The sequence below is a fragment of the Streptomyces sp. NPDC110618 genome (assembly GCF_055657065.1).
On the sequence record NZ_JBVKBN010000001.1, the window covers coordinates 664427 to 683629 of the forward strand.

Here is a 19203-nt window from a genome sequence, read left to right on the forward strand (position 1 = left end):
CGGACATGAAGTGCGCCGAGGTCACGGCGTCATCCGGCCGCGTCGCGGTTCCGGCGGCCGGGGAGGCGGCGGAGCGCCGCGGCGATCGTGCGGCCCTTGAGCAGGACGCGGTACGAGTCCTCCTCCAGCACGACGGTGACGATCTCGCCGGCGTACTGCGCGCCCACGTGGACCTTCTGCTGGTCCACCCGGATATGACCGCTGCGGGCGACCGTGCGGAATACTTGGACCTCGCGGGCGGCGGCCCGGAGCCGGACCAGTCCGGCAGGGCGGGGCGCGGGCGGGGGAACGGCCGCCGACGCGTCGGTGCGGCCCGGGCGGAGGCGCGACGCCGTCGTGATGGTGCGGTCCTCGTACAGCACCCGGTACGAGTCCTCCTCCAGCACGACGGTGACGATCTCGCCGGCGTACTGCGCGCCCACGTCGACCTTCTGCTGGTCCACCCGGACATGACCGCCGGTGTCGACCCTGCGGAACACATGGACCTTGCCGTCGAGGCGTGGGTCCGGGTGCGGTGCCCGTACGACGGGACGCGGCACGGGCGCCGGCACGGGCGCGGGGACGTGGGCCGGGTCCCGGCGCGGGACGCCCGCGACGGGGCGGCCCTCGAACAGCACCCGCAACCAGTCCTCCTCCAGCAGCACCGTCACCCGCTCGCCGACGTAGCGCATGCCCACGTCGATCGACTGCCCGTCCACCTGGACGCGGCCGTTGTGGTGGACCTTCCGGGTCACGCACAGCTCGTCGGCGAGGTCGGGGAGTTCGTCGGTGGGCCGGGCGGTGGACGCGGCGGTGGGCGCTGCGGGGGACGGGGTGGTGGACGGGGTTGTGGACGGGGTTGTGGACGCGGCGGGGGACCGGGTGGGGGCGGGCTGGGGCGGGGCGGACTCCCGTGGCGGACGGGTCCGGTGCAGGGTGCGCTCGCGCAGCTTCGACATCGCCATGGACTCGATCTGGCGGATGCGTTCCCTGGTGACGCCGACGACCTGGCCGATCGCTTCCAACGTCAGCTCGGGGCCGCCGTCGAGGCCGTAGCGCAGCGTCATCACCTGGTGCTCGCGCTCGCTGAGGCAGTCGAGGATCCGGCGCACCTGCTCCGGGGACAGGTCCCTGTAGTACGTGTCGGGCTCGGGCCGGTGCGGGCCGTCCTCGCTGCGGTCGGCCTCCTCGTGCAGCGCGTCCTCGCCGATCGCCTCGACCAGATCCTCGAACGGGACCGTCCGGCGCACCCGTGCCAGCAGCTTGCGCGCCTCCTCGACCGTCGTACCCGCGCGGGCGGCGACCGCGGGCAGGTCCTCGTGGGGCGAGCCGAGCCGCAGCTCGGTGGCGGCCCGGTCCAGTGCGGCCAAGGCGTCATGGGCGTGCACGGGAATCCGCACCGTGCGGCTCTGGTCGGCCAGCGCGCGGTGCATCGCCTGCCGGATCCACTGCGCCGCGTACGTCGAGAACCTGAACCCCATTTCGTGGTCGAACTTCTCGATCGCGTGCAGCAGTCCGAGGTTGCCCTCCTGGATCAGATCCATCAGGTCGAGACCGCGCCCGCGGTAGCGATGGGCGAGGCTCATCACCAGCCGCAGGTTCGCCCGGGCGAACTCGGTGTGGGCCCGCTCGCCGAGCCGGACGAGCTGTTCCAGCTCGCCGCGCAGCTCGGGGGTGATCCTCGCGCTGGGTTCCGCCAGTTCGGCGCGCGCCAGCAGGCCCGCCTCGATGGCCTTGGCCAGCTCCTTCTCCTTCTGGTGGGAGAGGAGAGGGTACTTGCCGATGGCCTTGCCCCAGGCCTTGACCGGGTCGGCGACAGCCCGCGGGGCGGGAGTTTCCTCAGGGAGGTCGGACGCCGGGTTCCCTCGCCGGGGGGCGTCAGGGGCCGGGCTCGGGTGCTGGGGCGCGGGGCGCTTCGGCCGGCGAGCCGTGGGGTGCGGCTCGGGCGCCGGGGTTGGCTGCGGAACCGTTCTTGCTTCCGGCTCGGGCTCGGGGGCCGGGTCCGGCTTTGACTCGGGTTCCGGTTCCGGTTCCGGTTCTGGGGCCGGCTCGTGCCCCGGTTCCGGGTTCGATTCCGGTTCCGGTTCCAGGTCCGTGTCCGGACGCAGCGTGCGGATCGTCAGGGCCGTCAGGTCCAGGCGGGCGTCCGGGGGCAGCTCGAAGGCGAAGCGCGGGCCCGGCTGGGACGGGATGGCGGGGAGCGGGTCGGCGACGGGGGCCGCCTCCGGGACGCCGGGGGGCTCTTCCCGTACGACCGGTGCCGCGTCCACCGCGGCGGCTGCCTCGGGCGTCTCGTTCGGTACGTCGAACATGGCCCGCACGGCGGCGGGGAGGGCGACGCCCTCGCGGGCCACCTGCGCCAGTGCCTCGGCGAGCACGGAGCGGTCCGTGCCGACCACCAACTGCCGTACTGCCACTGACGTCAGGGTCCGCTGCGGTCCCGCCGCCGCCATCAGACGCGCGTACAGCGCGGCCGGCGATCCGGCATCGACCTCCGTCGTCATGACCTGCCCCCCGAGTCCCGAACAGCGGTGCCACCTGCGGATTCCCTGTGGAACCAGCGTGAAGGAATGGTAGAACGGTAAACATCAGCCGGTCCGTGCGGCAAGGAGGGGCGGGCCGGGCGGGGAGGGGAAACATGCTGGTGGATCCGGTGCGGCTGCTCGACGACTGCGAGCGGGCGTGGCGTGAGGCGGGGGAGCCGTCGACCGGTGCCGGGCCGGAGTCCGTGGCGCGGCGGACCGCTCTGGTGCTGGAGGCGCTGGTGGCCCACGTGCTGCTCGCCGCCCGCTCGGACGTGCCCCAGGACACCGTCTTCGCGCGCTGGCCGGCCTGCACGGTGCACGCCGTGGCCCTCGGCGGGTCCGTCGATCTCGCGCATGGGCTGTCCGAGGCGCGGGCGCGGATCGTCGCCGCCCGTCCCGATCTGGACGGTCCCACCACGGACCTGTCGGCCGTCGGCGCCCGCTGGATCGCGGCGGCCGAGGCGTCGGCCCGCGCCCTGGGCTGGAGCTGGCGCCCGCCGGCCACCCCGGTCACCCGCGACCCCGCGCCCCGGACGGCCATCGCCCCGCCCGAACTCCGCCTCGGCCCCGGCGCGGGCAGTGTGCTGCTGACCCTGCCCGGCGGCCCGGACGCGAACTGGAGCCTGGCCGCCGACGGCGAATCCGTCACCGCCGCCCCGCCGCACTGGGTGCTGCCCGGCCCCGTCCGCCGTGTCGAGGCCACCGACCCGGCCGGGACCACCCACGCCGCGACCGTCGTCGACCCGCACACCGTCCTGCTGGCCTTCGCCGCCGACGGCCACCGCGTCCCGCCGGACGAGCCCCTGCCCGCCGCCGAACTCCACCTGCTGCACGTGGGCGCCCTGGAGACCGAGGGCGGCCGGGCGGCGGCCGTCGAACTGCCCACGCCGTACGGCTGGAGCGGCTGGACCCTGAGCAGGGTGTCCCTGTCCGGAGTGACACGTGTCCGTGCCGCCGGGGCGGCGCCGGGCCGGTGGCTGGACGTGGCCGTGGGACGGTCCTTCGGCTGGGAGGGCGGCGCGACGCTGCCCTGGATCACCGGTGACGACGGAGCCCCGGTGTGGCAGCGGCGGCCCGCGCTCCGGCTCCGACGAAGGCCGGGTGAGCAGGAGGCGACCGACTGGCAGGTCGAGGTGCGCCGTGTCGGCCGACCCGAGGAACTGGCCCGCCTCACCGGGGCGCCCGGGGCCCTGGTCGACCCCTGGCAGTACATACCCGGCCCGCTGGTGGGGCCGTACGAGATCCTTGTCCGCCGCCCCGGGCGGCAGCGGGGCACGCGCAGGCTCACCGCCTTCCTCGCCGAGGGCGTCGAGGCCATGCCCTCCGCCGAGTGGCGGCTGCTCGCCCCGAACGGCGGACTCGCCACCGCCAGGCTTGACCTGCGGGCCGAACGGCCGGTGACCGTCTCGGAGAGCGTGGTGCGGTTCGCCGCGCACGAGATCTCCCGGGACCTCGTCCTGCGGGACGGAATCGACGCGTTCCGGGTGCGGGCGTCCATCCCGCACTCCGAAGTGCGCCTGGAACTCGACGGGCGGCCCCTCACCTGGTCCGTGCGGCCGCTCGACATCGATGCCACCGACCTCGCCCGGGACAGCGCCCTGACCGTGCGCCTGCCCGAGCAGGCGGTGGCGGTCACCCCGGAACTGGCCCTCGTCGTCGAGGGCGCCACCCTGCACACCTTGCGGCCCGAACGCCGTACCCGGACCCGCAAGGGCGACCTGCGCTACACCCTGGCCCCGCTGACGGACACCGTCCGCGACTGCGCCAAGGCCGAACTGCGGCTGCTGGTCGCCGGGCAGAGCGTGCACGTCGCCACCGTCCGCACCCAGCCCATCGCGGAGTCCGTCGTCCCGGACGGCACCGGACTGCTCCTGCGCGGACTGCGCCACCCCGGCGAACTCAGCGCCGGCGTCCACTCGGTCCTCGCGCCCTGGCGCACCCCGCTGTCCGTACCGGTCGGCGACGACGGCCGTATCCCGCTGCCCGCCGCCTGGCGGTCGGCCGGGCCCCTGGTCGTCACCCTGCGCGCGGGAACACCCCCGGCCGGATCCGCGCCTGCCTGGCCCCGTCTGCGCGACCGGGACACCCTGGTGCTGCGGCGCTCCCCGTGGACCTCCGGGGCCGTCGAGGACACCGCCGCCGCCCGGACCACGTGGTACCTGGCGGGTCACGGCACACTGCCCCGGGGCGCCGCCGCCGTTCCCTACCAGTGGATCGTCGCCGCCCGCGGACGGGACCTGCGGTCCTGCGGCGCGAAGGACACCGCACCCGCCGAATGCCTGGCCGCATTGGGCGAGGCGGGCGCCGACGCCCTGCTCGGCGCGGCCGAGAGCGCCCTGCGCTCCGGGGAACTGGCCGCCGCCCTCGTGGGCAGCGGGCTGGCCGCCCTGCGTGTCCGCGAGGTGGCCGACCCCGTCGCCGTACGGCCCGTCTGGCGGCGCGCGCCGATGTGCGCGCTGCTCCTCACCGCGCCGCTGCTGCCGTACCTTTCCGGCGATCCGGCGTACGACGTCGACGAGTTGTACCCGGAGGAGACCGAACTGCTCGGCGAGGTCGGGCAGTTCCTCGGCGAGACCGGTACGGCGCTGCTCACCGGGCACGACGACCCGAGCCGCACCGTCGGCCGGTTCGACGCCCACGCCCGCGCGCTGCACGAACTCCCCGAGATCCAGCAGCGGGCCGTGTGGCGCACCGCCCGGGTCGTACCGCGCGGCCTGCTCGACACCGACACCCGCGCCGAGGCCGCCTGGCAGGCGTTCGGAGACCGGCGCACCCTTCAGTACTTCGTGGAGCGCGAGGAGTTCGGGGAGTGGCTGGACGCGGTCGAGCTCTTCCTCGACGACGGACATCCCGCCCTGGCGGGGGCGTTCGCCGACCGCGGGCCCGGCCCGCTGTACGGGCGGGAGGAGAGCTGGATGCGGGTGCCGCAGTTCTCCCTCGGGTGCGCGCTGATCGCCCGGCTCGCCGCGGCGGGCGACGCGCGGGCCGCCAAACTGGAGCGCGGACTGCGGCCGTTGTGGACCTCCGTCGCCGCCCACGCCCCCGACCTCACGGCCGTGGACCTCGCGCTCGCGGAATGCCTGGTCACCGCCGAGGCCGTACGAGCCGCGCACTGAGCCGCAGTCGTCTCCGAGGCCGTACGAGCCGCGCACGGAGCCTCCGTTACTGCGGAGGCCGTACGGGCCACCGGCTGAGCCGCCGACTTCCCTTCCCGTCAGACAGCGATCCCGCCCAGGAGCCAGTCCGTTGCACAGCCTCGACCCGCTCGCCACGTCCCTGCTGATCAGCGACACCTACCGCCGCTATCTGCGCTCCCTGCTGCCGCTGCGCGAACCACGCCTGGCCGAGGCGCTCGCCCACGCCGTCGACACCAGCCCGCTGCTCACCAAGGGCCCCCTGCTGGAGGCCACCCCCGCCTACGCGCAGGGCGCCACCCTTGCGGAACTGATCGCGGAGGGCGTACTGGACCCGGCGTTCCGGGCGCTGACCGGTCCCGCGCTGCCCGCCGACCGGCCGCTGTACCGGCACCAGGAGCAGGCCCTGCGCAAGGCAGTTGCGGGACGGAACCTGGTCGTGGCCACCGGAACCGGCTCCGGCAAGACGGAGAGCTTCCTGCTGCCCGTCCTCAACACCCTGGCCGCCGAGCACGCCCGCGGCACGCTCGGCCCCGGCGTCCGGGCCCTGCTGCTCTACCCGATGAACGCGCTCGCCAACGACCAGATGAAGCGTCTGCGCCGCCTGCTCGCCGCCGCCCCGCACATCACCTTCGGCCGCTACACCGGCGACACCCACGACGACCCGCGCCGCGCCGCCGACACCTTCGAGCAGCTCAACCCCGGTGAGCCGCGGCTGCCCAACGAACTGCTCAGCCGCCGCGAGATGCGGGCCACGCCCCCGCACATCCTGCTCACCAACTACGCCATGCTGGAGTACCTGCTGCTGCGGCCCCAGGACATGGACCTCTTCGAAGGAGACCACGCGGGCGGCTGGCGGTACATCGTCGTCGACGAGGCGCACGTCTACGACGGGGCGCGCGGCGCCGAACTGGCCATGCTGCTGCGCCGGTTGAAGGACAGGGTCGGCCAGGGGCGGGCCGTACAGGCGATCGCCACCAGTGCCACCGTCGGCGCCGAGGAGAACCCGGCCGCCGTCACCGCCTTCGCGCAGGCCCTCTTCGACGTGCCCTTCCACTGGGACGCCGACGACCCCGCCGAGCAGGACCTGGTCACCGCGACCCGGGTGGCCGCCCCCGAGGGCCCGCACTGGGGGCCGCTGCCGACCGACCGGTACCTGCGGCTGGCCACCGAGGTTGACCCCGGCCCCGGGATCACGGCGGCGGCACGCGAGCACGGGCTGCCCGCTAACGTCACCCCGGCTGCGGCCCTCGCCACCGAGGCCGGAACCGCCGCGCTGCGCCGGGCACTCGCCGAAGGGCCCCGGCCCGTCCACGAGATCGCCGAGTCCGTCTTCCCCGGCGACCCGGCGGGACCGGACGCCGTCGCCGCGCTCATCCAGCTCGCCAGCCGGGTCACCGACACCGACGGCGCGCCCGTGCTCTCCGCCCGCTACCACGTGTTCGCGCGCGCCACCGAGGGCGCCTTCACCTGCCTCGACCCGGCCGGACCCCATCTGGACCTGGCCCGCCACGAGAGCTGCGCCACCTGCGCGCGGCCCTCCTTCGAACTGGGGGCCTGCCGCCGCTGCGGTGCCGTCCACCTGCACGGCACCCTCGACGGCGCGGGCGGACGCCCACGGCTCGCGCACCGCAAGTCCCCCGACAAGCCGCACACTTGGCTGCTCCTGGACGGCGGCGACTCCGGCGCGGGCGTCGACGAGGACGACGAGACCCTCGGCGAGAGCGCCAAGGGAGGACTCAGCGAACGCAGACTGTGCACCCGGTGCGCCGCCGTGCACCCCGCCGGAACTCCCGTCTGCACCGCCGACGGCTGCCAGGGCTCCGAACTGCGCCGCGTCCACCAGCTCGACACCCGCGACGGCACCCCCGCGTCCTGCCTGTCCTGCGGCGCCCGCGGCCACGGCATGATCCGGCTCTTCGAGACCGGCAACGAGGCCGCCGCCTCGGTCCTCGGCACCGCCCTCTACCAGGCGCTGCCCCCGGCCACCGAGGGCCCGGCCGCCGCACTGCCCGGCAAGGGCCGCAAGCTCCTCTTCTTCAGCGACAGCCGACAGGCCGCGGCCTACTTCGCGCCCTACCTGGAGGACTCCTACACCCGCATCCAGCACCGGCGGCTGATGACCCAGGCCGCGCTGAAGGGCTGCCCCGACCCCGAGGAGCCGCTGCACATCGACGACCTCGTGGCCCACACCGTCCGCGCCGCCGACCGCGCCGGGGTCTTCCGCCGCAACGACTCCCGCCAGGCCAAGCAGCGCGAGGTCGCCCTGTGGGTCATGCAGGAGGTCCTCAGCATCGACGACCGCCAGTCACTGGAGGGCCTCGGCCTGCTCCGCGTCGACCTCGACCGCGAACCCTCCTGGCAGCCGCCCGCCGCCCTGACCTCGCTCGGCCTGACCGAGGACGAGGCCTGGCGGCTGCTGCAGGAACTGCTGCGCACCGTCCGCAACCAGGGCGCCCTCACCATGCCCGAGGACGTCGACGCCGGTGACGAGGCGTTCGCACCGCGCCGGGGGCCGGTCTGGGTCCGCTCGCAGGGCTCCGACGCCGACCGGAAGGTCATCAGCTGGCTGCCCAGCGCCGCGAGCGTGTCCAACCGCCGCGCCGACTACCTGGAGCGGGTCCTCGACGCCCTCGGCCACCGCGGCGACCGCCGGGCCACCGCCCTGGAGACCCTGCGCCGCCTGTGGACCGACCTGACCACCGGTCACCTCGCCGAGTGGCTGGCGGGCGAGAACCAGCCCGGCATCGGCGCCGTGCGCCGCCTCGACCACGCCTGGCTGCGGCTGCGGCCCGTCACCGCCGACACCGAGCCGGTGCACGTCTGCGACCGCTGCCGCCGCGTCGTCGCCGTGTCCGTGCGCGGTGTGTGCCCCACCCTGCGCTGCACCGGCCGTCTTGAGGAGTGCAAGCCGAGCACCGAGTCCGACAGCCACCTGCGCCGTCTCTACCTCACCTTCGACCCCGTACCGCTGAAGGCGCAGGAGCACACCGCGCAGTGGACCGGCGAGAAGGCCGCGGAGGTCCAGGGCGAGTTCGTGCGCGGGCAGGTCAACGCCCTGTCCTGCTCCACCACGTTCGAACTCGGCGTCGACGTCGGCGAACTACAGGCGGTCGTGCTGCGCAACATGCCGCCCTCCACCGCCAACTACGTGCAGCGCGCCGGGCGCGCGGGCCGCCGCGCCGACTCCGCCGCCCTCGTCCTCACCTACGCCCAGCGCCGCCCCCACGACCTGGCCCGGTTCGCCGAACCCCAGCGGATGATCGCCGGGGAGGTCCGGGCCCCGATCGTCCCGGTCGACAACGTACGGATCGACCGCCGCCACGCCCACTCCATAGCCCTCGCCGCCTTCTTCCGCGCCATGAAGGAGGAGCGGGGCCGCATCTGGCGTACGGCGGGGGAGTTCTTCCTGCCCGACGACACCACCGGGGAGATCGCCGCGCACACCGTGCGGGACTGGCTCACCCCGGTCCCCGGGAGCGTCACCGCCTCCGTGCGCCGGGTGCTGCCGCAGAGCGTCCAGGACGAGATCGGAGTGGAGTCGGACGCCTGGGTCGGTGAACTCGACCGGCTGCTGCGGGCCGCGCAGCAGATTCTCGAACAGGACGTCACCGCCTACACCGAACGCCGCGAACTGGCCGCCGCCGCCCGCAAGTACCGGCTGGCGGAGATGTACCAGAAGGTCATCCACACCCTCACCAAGCGCGACCTGCTCGGCGTCCTCGCCAACCGCAACGTCCTGCCCAAGTACGGCTTCCCCGTCGACACCGTCGAACTGCGACTGCCGCAGGACGGCGGCGCCGTCGCCGGCCAGCTGGAACTCACCCGGGACCTCAGCGCCGCCGTCCACGAGTACGCGCCGGGTGCCGAGATCGTGGCCGGTGGCCGGCTGTGGTCCTCGGCGGGCGTCTACCGGCTGCCCGACCGGGAACTGGTCAGCCGCTACTACACGGTGTGCGGCGCCTGCGGCCGGTACGCGGAGGCCACCGAGCCGGTCGACCCCACCTGCTCCGCCTGCGGCACGGTCTCCACGGCGGCGCCCCGGCGCTACGTCGAGCCGGTCTACGGCTTCGTCGCCGCCCGCGGACCCCAGCGCCGCCCGGGACAGACCCCGCCGCGCCGGTCCTGGTACGGCGACGTCCACATGTCCACCGACACCGCCGATCTGACGGACGGGGTGACCGTGTTCCCCTCCGGGCACACCACGGCCTGGTCGGCGGGGGCGCGCGGCGAGATGGTCGTCGTCTCGGAGGGACCCGCCGGGGCGGGCTACGAGATCTGCGACTGGTGCGGCTGGGGCCGCCCCCACGCCCGCGCCACGGGCCGCCGCACGGGCCATCCGCACCTGCTCAAGGACACCCAGTGCACCGGCCCGCTGCGCGTGGTCTCCCTCGCCCACCGCTACCAGACCGACTTCCTCCAGATCCACCTCGACCCGCTCACCGCCCTGTCGGCACCCCCGGAGCAGCTCCGCTCCGGCCTCTACGCCCTGCTTGAGGGCGCCGCCACCCACCTGGAGATCAGCCGCGACGACATCGACGGCACGGTCCACACGGGTGCCGACGGAATGCCGTCCCTGCTGCTCTTCGACACCACTCCGGGCGGCGCGGGCAATGTGATCCGCGTCGGCGACCGGCTGGTCGAAGTGGTCGACGCGGCGCTCTCCCGGGTCGGTGGCTGTGAGTGCGGGCCGGAGAGCAGTTGCTACGCCTGTCTGCGGACCTTCCGCAACGAGCGGTTCCATGAGCTGCTGAGCCGTCAGGAGGCGGTGGCGCTGCTGGGGGCGCTGGCGGGTGAGGGGTGATGTGCGTTCAGGGTGCGCAGGAGGGCGCGGGCAACCTCGTCGTTCTGGCGGAACGCCGGGGCGTTCGTGCGCGGGCGGGAGAAGGCGGCGATCGACCGGCTGTTGGTGGGGGCGCCCAGGGCGATCCGGCGCGGGTGGGGGCCGCCCACGGACGGGTCGAGGAGGTGGGCGTCCGCCGGTGAGACCGCCAGCAGGCCGGAGCGGTGGGTGCGGGTGGCGTCGGTGATGACCTCCTCGGTGAGGGCGCCCTCCTGGTGCAGGGCGCGCAGGAGGGGGTCCTCGGTGCGATCCAGGGAGGGGCCGGGCAGGTAGGCCTCGACCAGGGCGGTGGCGTGGACCGTGTGGCCGGGAACGGTGGGGCTGGTCGCGGTGAAGGTGCCGGTGCCCTCGTCGGTGCCGATGCGGACGCCCGCTCCGAGGAAGCGAACCACCCCGGCCCGGGACAGCGCCAGCAACTGCCGCAGCCGGAAGCCGGGCGGCCCCGAGGCGAGGAAGCTGAAGAAACCGTGCCACCAGCCGTCGAGGTCGTCCGCCACCGAACGGGCGGTGAGCCGACCGGAGTTGACCAGACCGGGCAGGTGCCCGTAGACGGAGAGCAGGGCGAGGAACGCCCCGAGGTCGGCACTGAACTCCGGGTCCTCGCGGCGGCTCACGTCCTCGGTGATGTGGCCGCGCAGATGCTCCTGGAAGGCGTCCGGGGTGGCGAAGGCCAGGCCGTCCAGCGGGCGGTCCAGCGCCTCGAAGTCGAGCCGGTCCGCCGGGTCGGGGACGGCACCGGTGACCAGCGCGGTCATTCCGTCCGAGTACCAGTCGAGCCGGTCGTACGCGGCCCGGAACTGCGGCCACGGCAGCGCCGTGCGCCCGGGGTGGGCGTGGAACAGCTCGTGGTAGTGGCCGTAGCCGATCTCCTTGGCCATCAGCGGCCACACATCGCGCCGCAGGTCCAGCGGGCGCTCCTCGGCGAGCAGCCGGTCGATCGCCTCGGGGCCGAAGTGGCGCGGCAGGTCGGGCCGGGGCCCCTGGAGACGGTAGCGGGTCTTGGAGTGGTACGGCACTCCGCGCCGCGAACCGACGTACAGGACCGGCTCGTTGCCGGACGGCAGATAGGTGAGGCTGCCGTCGTCCGCGGTCTTGAAGGTGCCGCCGCGGCCCTCGGTGAGCAGGGACATCAGGTCGATGAAAGCGAGCCCGAAGCCGCGCAGGATGACGTGCTCGCCGGGCGCGAGAGGGGAGAGGTCGGCGTCGGCGGAGAACTCCGGTGGCAGGTGGAAGCGGCCGTGCCGGCGGGCGAAGGCGGCGTGGTCGCGGTGCTCGGCGGTGGGTACGGCACCGAGATGCCCCTGGGCGAGGACCACCAGATCGGCGGTGAGCGGATCGGCCCGGTCGGACAAGTGCACGTGCTGCGGTCCGTCCGGGGCACCGGTGACCGCGGTGGCGACCGCGGGGTGCCACTCGACCGTGATGGAGTCCGGCAGCTCGGTCAGGGCTCTGCGGAACACCCAGTCCAGGTAGGCGCTCTGGGCGCGCCGGGTGGGGAAGTCGGCCCCGTCCAGCGTGCGCAGTTCGGCGAGCACCTCGGGGTCGGCGGGTTCGGCGTACGGGGCGTGGCGCGGGCCCCGGCCGGAGAACTGGGCCGCCCACTCGGCGAGGGAGGGGCCGGGCCGTACCGGGCCCTCGACGGTGGAGGACTCGTCGGTGAACATGGTGACGTCCTCCGCCATGGAGTTCATCCGCAGCAGCCCGGACTGCTCGTCCCGCCAGATACGCCCCGGACCCGGCGGGTGCGGGTCCACCAGGTGGATGCGCAACTGCCGTGCCCCGTCCCACAGTTCGGGCGCGTTGGCCGCGATGCGCTCCAGCAGGCCGGTGGCGCGCGGTCCCGCGCCCACGACCACCAGCACGGCCTCGGACGCGGCGCTCACCGGCCACCGCCGATCGACGGCCGGGCGTCGGCGGCACTCGCCGCGCTCAACCGCAGCCGCAGGAGAGCCAGTTGGCCGCGCAGCCGTTGCAGCGGGGTGGGCGGCAGGGCGCGGGAGTCGCCGCGCGCGTAGTACCGCTCGACGTAGAACTGGCCCACGCTGAGCACGGTCGTGACCGCGATGTACCACAGGGTGGCCACCATCAGCAGCGGGATGATCTGGTACGTCTGGTTGTAGATCAGCTGCACCGAGTACAGCAGATCGTGCACCGCCAGCACACTGACGATGCTGGTGCCCTTGAGCGTGCCGATCAGCATGTTCCCGGCCGTCGGCACGATGGAGCGCATCGCCTGCGGCACCACGATCCGGCGCAGGGTGCGGCGTCTGCTCAGCCCGAGCGCCTGCGCGGCCTCGGTCTGTCCGGCGTCCACGGAGAGGATGCCGCCGCGCACCACCTCGGCGGCGTAGGCACTCTCGTGCAGGGTCAGACCGATGACGGCCGTGAGGGTGGGGCCGAGCAGGTTCACCGTCTCGACGGTGAGGAACTGCGGGCCGAACGGGATGCCGAGGCCGAGCGTCGGGTACAGGGCGCCGATGTTGAACCAGAACAGCAGCTGCACCAGCAGGGGAGTGGACCGGAAGATCCACACGTAGCCCCAACTCAGCGTGCGCAGCACCGGGTTGGCGGACAGACGCATGACCGCGAGCAGGGTGCCGAGCAGGAAACCGAGCACCATCACCACGGCCGTCAGCCACAGCGACAGCAGCAGCCCGTCCAGGACGGCGGCCGTGGTGAAGTACCGGCCCACCACGCCCCATTGGAACGCCTGGTTGCGGACGACGGAGTTGACCACCATCGCGAACAGCAGCAGCGCGACGGCGGCGGCCAGCCAGCGGCCGGTGTGCCGGCGCGGCACGATCCGAGGGGCGTCGGCCGCGGTCTTCTCGGGGGGTTCGGTGACCGGTTCGGTGACAGTGACAAGCGTGACCATCGAGGGGCTCTCCGGGGGAGGGAATCGCAGGCGTGGATGACCGTCCGGCGGCACAGCACGGCAGAGAAGCCTTTGCGCGTACGCACCGCCGGACCCGGCGTCGTCACATCGCCGCGTCCCTCAACGCGGCCGGAGAGGGCTGCCGCGCCGTGCGGAAGCCCGTTCCGCCGTCGATGGTATGTGCCCATGGCATTCATCTGTCAACAGCGCCCCGACACCGGCATCTCGGCAGTCAACGGCCCCCGGCCGCACACCGGTCGGGACGGTCCGCCATCCGGGCGCCGCTTGACGGACAGCGCGATGTCCTGCTCAATTGACGCCATGAACCCCCAGCCACGCCTGGTCTCGCGCGACCACATCGACTTCGGTCGGGTGTGGTCGGCCGCGTGTTGCGCCTGACGCGGCAGCGGGCCGTCTGACCGGCCCTTCCCTCCCTCGGTGACCCCGTCGCGGGCCGAGTTCTTCTCCCTTTCACGCGCGCTGCCGCAGCCTTCGCTCCGCCCGACGCCCGACGTCGTCACGCCCGCACTGACCTGTTCCGCCCCGACGGTTCCTCCGCGCATGCCCGCGGCGAGGCGACCGCGCCATGCCCGGGTGCCGTTCCGCCGCACCCTCACGTCCAGCCGCGCACCCGAAAGGCCCTCCACCTGTGAAGCTTCCCGGTACCAGAACCCGTGTCCGTGCCGTCGCGGCGCTCGCGCTGCTGCCGCTCCTGGCGCTGACGGCCTGCGGCTCGGGCGACTCCGGCGGTACGGCCCCGGCGGGCGCCCAGGCGTCCCCCGCGCCCAGCGACGACCCGGTGGCCGCCGTACGCAGGGTGGACGCGATCGCCGCCCTGCTCCCCGACGACGTCCGCGAGGCGGGCAAGCTGCGCGTCGGCAGCTCCATCGGCTTCCCGCCCGGCGCGTACTACCCCAACGGCTCCGACAAGGCCCCCGCGGGCCAGGACATCGACCTCGCCGACGCGGTCGCCCAGGTGCTCGGCATCGAACTGGAGCGGCAGGACGCCTCCTTCGAGACGATCCTGCCCGCCCTCGGCAGCGGCAAGTACGACTTTGGCACCGGCAACTTCGGCGTCACGAGCGAACGCCTCAAGACCATCGACTTCGTCACCTACATCAACGACGGCCAGGGCTTCGCGGTGAAGAAGGGCAACACCGAGCTCGGCAACAAGGTCACCGAACTCACCCAGCTGTGCGGGCTGACCATCGGCACCGGCGCCGGAACCACCTTCGAGGCCACGCTCACCGCGCGGAAGGGCGAGTGCGCCGAGGCCGGCAAGAAGCCGTACGACGTGAAGGTGTACGCGGAGAACGCGGCCACCCTCAGCGCACTCCAGCAGGGCCGGATCGACGTCATCATGTCGACCATCAACGGACTGCGCTACCAGGCATCCCAGCCCGCCTCGCAGACCACCTTCCTCGGTGAGTTCCACCGCCTCGACGTCGGCTTCGCCTTCAAGAAGGGCTCCCCGCTGACCGAGGCGTTCCAGGCCGCCGTCAACGAGCTGATCGAGAACGGCACGTACGACCGCATTCTCAAGAAGTGGGGCACCACCGACTCCGCGATCGAGACCTCGCGGATCAACCCGCCCGAACACGCCTGAGGCGCCCGCACTCCCGTCACTCCCAGGAAGGCACCCACTTTCGTGTCCTCGACTCCCCTCACCCCCCTGCACCTCGCGGTCGCCCTCGACGGCACCGGCTGGCACCCCGCCTCCTGGCGCGAACCGGTCTCCCGGCCCAAGGACCTGTTCACCGCCGCCTACTGGGCCGACCTCGTCACCGAGGCCGAACGCGGACTGCTCGACTTCGTCACCATCGAGGACGGACTCGGCCCGCAGTCCTCGCACTTCCTCGACCCCGACGACCGCACCGACGAGGTACGCGGCCGCCTCGACGCCGTCCTCATCGCCTCCCGCGTCGCCCCGCTCACCCGGAACATCGGGCTGGTGCCGACCGTGGTCGCCACCCACACCGAGCCCTTCCACATCTCCAAGGCCATCGCCACCCTCGACTACGTCAGCACCGGCCGCGCCGGACTGCGCGTGCAGATCACCGCCCGCCCCAACGAGGCCGCCCACTTCGGCCGCCGCACCATCCCGCGCATCAAGGCCTACGACACCCCGGCCGACCGGGAGACCATCGCCGGTCTCTTCGACGAGGCCGCCGACTACGTGGAGGTGGTGCGGCGGCTGTGGGACAGCTGGGAGGACGACGCCGAGATCCGCGACGCCGCCACCGGCCGCTTCATCGACCGGGACAAGCTCCACTACATCGACTTCGAGGGCAAGCACTTCAGCGTCCGCGGTCCGTCCATCACGCCCCGGCCGCCGCAGGGCCAGCCGGTCGTCAGCGCCCTCGCCCACGACACCATCCCCTACCGGCTCGTCGCCCGCGCCGCCGACATCGGCTATGTCACCCCGCACGACGCCGACGAGGCCCGCGCCATCATCGCCCGCGTCCGCACCGAGCAGAACAAGGCCGGACGGGTCGCCGAACCCCTCCACGTCTTCGCCGACCTGCTCGTCTACCTCGACGACGACCCGGAGGCGGCGGCCGCACGCCGGGACCGGCTCGACACCCTCGCGGGACGGCCGTACCTCAGCGATGCCTTGACCTTCACCGGCAGTGCCCCCCAACTCGCCGATCTCATCGAGGAGTTCCAGTCCGCAGGGATCAGCGGCCTCCGGCTGCGGCCCGCCGTCGTCGGCCACGACCTGCCCGCCATCACCCGCTCCCTGGTCCCCGAACTCCAGCGCCGGGGCGCCTTCCGCCGGTCCTACGAGGCCGACACCCTGCGCGGCCTGCTCGGCCTGGCCCGCCCCGCCAACCGCTACGCCGCCTGAGCCGGAAGGGACCACCCCGATGTCCAAGCCCCTGAAGCAGATCCACCTCGCCGCGCACTTCCCCGGCGTCAACAACACCACCGTATGGAGCGACCCGGCGGCGGGCAGCCACATCGAGTTCAGCTCCTTCGCCCACTTCGCCCGCACCGCCGAACGCGCCAAATTCGACTTCCTTTTCCTCGCCGAAGGGCTCCGGCTGCGCGAACAGGGCGGCAAGATCTACGACCTGGACGTCGTCGGCCGCCCTGACACCTTCACCGTCCTCGCCGCGCTCGCCGCCGTCACCGAGCACCTGGGTCTGACCGGCACCATCAACTCCACCTTCAACGAGCCCTACGAGGTCGCGCGGCAGTTCGCCAGCCTCGACCACCTCTCCGGAGGCCGTGCCGCCTGGAACGTGGTCACCTCCTGGGACGCCTTCACCGGCGAGAACTTCCGGCGCGGCGGCTTCCTGCCGCAGGAGGAGCGGTACTCGCGGGCCAAGGAGTTCCTGGAGACGGCCCACGAACTCTTCGACTCCTGGCACGGTGACGAGATCGTCGCCGACCAGGAGACCGGCGTCTTCCTGCGGGACGCCAAGGCCGGCGCCTTCGTCCACACCGGGCAGCACTTCGACATCCACGGCCGGTTCAACGTGCCGCGCTCCCCGCAGGGCCGCCCCGTCATCTTCCAGGCCGGCGACTCCGAGGAGGGCCGCGAGTTCGCCGCCTCCGACGCCGACGCCATTTTCAGCAGGCACGCCACCCTCGAAGCGGGCCGCGCCTTCTACACCGACGTCAAGAGCCGCCTCGCCAAGTACGGCCGCACCCCCGGCCAGTTGCTGATCCTGCCCGCCGCCACCTTCACCCTCGCCGACACCGACGCCGAGGCGGAGGAACTGGCCAAGGAGGTGCGCCGCCAGCAGGTCAGCGGAGCAACCGCCCTCAGGCACCTGGAGTTCGTGTGGAACCGGGACCTGTCCGGCTACGACCCGGACGGGCCGCTGCCCGACATCGACCCCGACGTCAGCGGCGACCACATCTCCCAGGGCCGCGCCCAGGTCCGGATGTACCGGGACCCGATCGCCACCGCCCGCGAGTGGCGGGAACTGGCCGCCGCCAACAACTGGTCCATCCGCGACCTGGTCATCGAGACCGGCAACCGGCAGAACTTCATCGGCTCGGCCGAGACGATCGCCCGCACCATCAACGAGTTCGTGCAGACCGACGCGAGCGACGGCTTCATCCTCGTCCCGCACCTCACCCCCACCGGCCTCGACACCTTCGCCGACCAGGTCGTCCCGCTCCTCCAGGAACGGGGCGTGTTCCGCACCGAGTACGAGGGGCCGACGCTGCGCCACCACCTCGGCCTGGCCCACCCCGACGGCAGCACCCCCGGACCGAGGACCACCGATGCGACCAGCGCTCATCGCGACACCGGGCGGAAGGACCGCCACTGAACCGTCCGACGGTGCCACCGCCGTCCTGCGGGCCGTCCTGCGCGGCGGCCCGCTGGCGCGCACCGCGATCATCAGGGAGACCGGACTCAGCGCCGCCGCCGTGTCCCGGCACGCCGCCGAACTGCTCGCCATGGGACTGGTCTGGGAACCGCCCGAGCCGTCCCGGCGGCCCCGGCCGGGGCGCCCGCGCATCCCGCTGGACATCGAGACCTCCCACCATGTCGCGGCGGGCGTGCACATCGCGGTGCCCCGGCTGACCTTCTCCCTCACCGACCTGCGCGGCCGGGTCATCGCGCAGGAACGCGTGCCCAGGCCGCCCCAGCACGGGGCCGTCCTGCACGACGTGGCGGCCCGGCTGCCCGGGTTCCTGCGGCGGCACGCCCACGGGCGCTCCGTGCTCGGACTCGGCGTGGTCACGGGCGGCTGGGTCGACCCCGACGCCGGTGTTCTCGTGGAGAACTCCGCGCTCGGCTGGCGCGACATCCCGCTGCGGCGGACGCTGCAGCGGGTGGTCGGGCTGCCCGTCCACGTGGAGGGGCACGCGCGGGCGCTGGCCCAGGCGGAGCTGCTGTTCGGCGCGGTGCCCGGGGACGACCTGGTGCACCTGTTCGTCGGCAACGCGGTGGACGCCGCCATCGCGACCGGCGGCATCGTCCTCCAGGGCCGCCGCCACGGCGCCGGAGGCATCGCCCACCTGCCCGTGCCGGGCTCCCACGAGCCCTGTACGTGCGGTCGGAGCGGCTGTCTCCAGGCCACCGTCTCCGACCGGGCCGTCGCCCAACGCGCCGTCGCCGCCGGGATCATCGACCGGCCCGACTTCCAACTCCTCGTCCGCGTCGCCCAGGACGGCGACTCCCGCGCGCTGGAGCTGTGCCGCACCCGGCTCAGGCTCATCGCGCACGCGGCCCGGCCCCTGCTGGACCTCATCAGCCCGGACTCCCTCGTACTCACCGAGTCCGCCACCATCCATCTCCCGTACCTGTTGGTGGAGTTGACGCGCGAGCTGGCGGGCGACGGTGAGCAGGTGCGGACCGGGTCCTTCGGCATCCACACGCTCGCGGTGGCCGCGACCGCTCCGGTGCTGTCCGCCGTGTACCGGGACCCGCTGGGGCTGCGTACCGCGGGGAGCGCCGCCCGCTAGCCGGGGTTTCTTCCGCGCCGCCACAAAACATTGTCCGCGCCGGGCCACCGCGCCAGACTTCTCCCATGGACGCACAGCAGAAGGCCACGATCCGGGAAGCCGCAGGCCGGCACCCCGTGAACGTCTTCCGTGCGCACCACTTCGCCGGACTGGGCTGTCGTACCCACTGACCGGCTCCCCGCCGACGCGCCTGCGCGCGTCCGCCCCGCGACGGTGACCACCGCGCGCCTCCTCACCTGAACGCACACCTGCGCGCCCTCGCACGACAGGTCACTCCGTCACGCCCTCGCGCCCTCACACCCTCGCGGGCCGAATTCCTGTGTCCGCCAGACCCGTGCCCGCCACGCCCATGTCCGCCACGCCCATGTCTGCCACGCCCATGTCCGCCACGCCCATGTCTGCCACACCTGTCTCAGCCAT

Annotated in this window: 10 protein-coding genes; 6 read left to right on the forward strand and 4 right to left on the reverse strand. The window is 73.5% G+C overall.

Annotated features, from left to right (window positions below; genetic code table 11):
- Positions 1 to 29 precede the first annotated feature (29 nt).
- Positions 30 to 2483, reverse strand: coding sequence for a sigma-70 family RNA polymerase sigma factor (locus ACZ7L7_RS02900; RefSeq protein ID WP_472074513.1), 2454 nt, complete (start codon positions 2481 to 2483; stop codon positions 30 to 32).
- Positions 2484 to 2617: 134 nt separating this feature from the next.
- Here ACZ7L7_RS02900 and ACZ7L7_RS02905 point away from each other — a divergent pair, with 134 nt between their 5' ends.
- Both ACZ7L7_RS02905 and ACZ7L7_RS02910 read left to right on the forward strand, forming a co-directional pair.
- Positions 2618 to 5620, forward strand: a complete 3003-nt coding sequence (locus ACZ7L7_RS02905) for a hypothetical protein (RefSeq protein ID WP_472074515.1) — start codon at positions 2618 to 2620, stop codon at positions 5618 to 5620.
- 130 nt (positions 5621 to 5750) lie between these two features.
- The gene (locus tag ACZ7L7_RS02910) at positions 5751 to 10442 is read left to right on the forward strand and encodes a DEAD/DEAH box helicase (protein WP_472074517.1); all 4692 of its coding nucleotides are present in this window, start codon (positions 5751 to 5753) and stop codon (positions 10440 to 10442) included.
- On the opposite strand, the gene ACZ7L7_RS02915 is transcribed toward ACZ7L7_RS02910, so the two are convergent.
- Positions 10397 to 12364, reverse strand: a complete 1968-nt coding sequence (locus ACZ7L7_RS02915; protein ID WP_472074519.1) for an FAD/NAD(P)-binding protein — start codon at positions 12362 to 12364, stop codon at positions 10397 to 10399. The two genes, ACZ7L7_RS02910 and ACZ7L7_RS02915, sit on opposite strands and share 46 nt — an antisense overlap.
- Complete coding sequence (locus ACZ7L7_RS02920) at positions 12361 to 13356, reverse strand: amino acid ABC transporter permease (RefSeq protein WP_472074521.1); 996 nt, start codon at positions 13354 to 13356, stop codon at positions 12361 to 12363. Before ACZ7L7_RS02920 ends, ACZ7L7_RS02915 begins: the two co-directional genes overlap by 4 nt.
- A 649-nt stretch (positions 13357 to 14005) precedes the next feature.
- On the opposite strand from ACZ7L7_RS02920, the gene ACZ7L7_RS02925 reads away from it, so the two are divergent.
- The 4 genes from ACZ7L7_RS02925 to ACZ7L7_RS02940 are packed head-to-tail and all read left to right on the forward strand — an operon-like array spanning position 14006 to position 18783.
- Positions 14006 to 14962, forward strand: a complete 957-nt coding sequence (locus ACZ7L7_RS02925; protein ID WP_285515172.1) for an ABC transporter substrate-binding protein — start codon at positions 14006 to 14008, stop codon at positions 14960 to 14962.
- 42 nt (positions 14963 to 15004) lie between these two features.
- On the forward strand, positions 15005 to 16204 hold the full coding sequence (locus tag ACZ7L7_RS02930; protein WP_285515173.1) for an LLM class flavin-dependent oxidoreductase: 1200 nt from the start codon (positions 15005 to 15007) through the stop codon (positions 16202 to 16204).
- A 19-nt stretch (positions 16205 to 16223) separates the two neighbouring features.
- The gene (locus ACZ7L7_RS02935; RefSeq protein WP_453601837.1) at positions 16224 to 17642 is read left to right on the forward strand and encodes an NtaA/DmoA family FMN-dependent monooxygenase; all 1419 of its coding nucleotides are present in this window, start codon (positions 16224 to 16226) and stop codon (positions 17640 to 17642) included.
- On the forward strand, positions 17596 to 18783 hold the full coding sequence (locus ACZ7L7_RS02940) for an ROK family transcriptional regulator (protein WP_453601840.1): 1188 nt from the start codon (positions 17596 to 17598) through the stop codon (positions 18781 to 18783). Before ACZ7L7_RS02935 ends, ACZ7L7_RS02940 begins: the two co-directional genes overlap by 47 nt.
- A 294-nt stretch (positions 18784 to 19077) precedes the next feature.
- Here the strand turns inward: ACZ7L7_RS02940 and ACZ7L7_RS02945 are convergent, their stop codons facing one another.
- Positions 19078 to 19203: a hypothetical protein gene (locus tag ACZ7L7_RS02945; RefSeq protein WP_472074524.1), complete on the reverse strand. Its 126-nt coding sequence runs from the start codon at positions 19201 to 19203 to the stop codon at positions 19078 to 19080.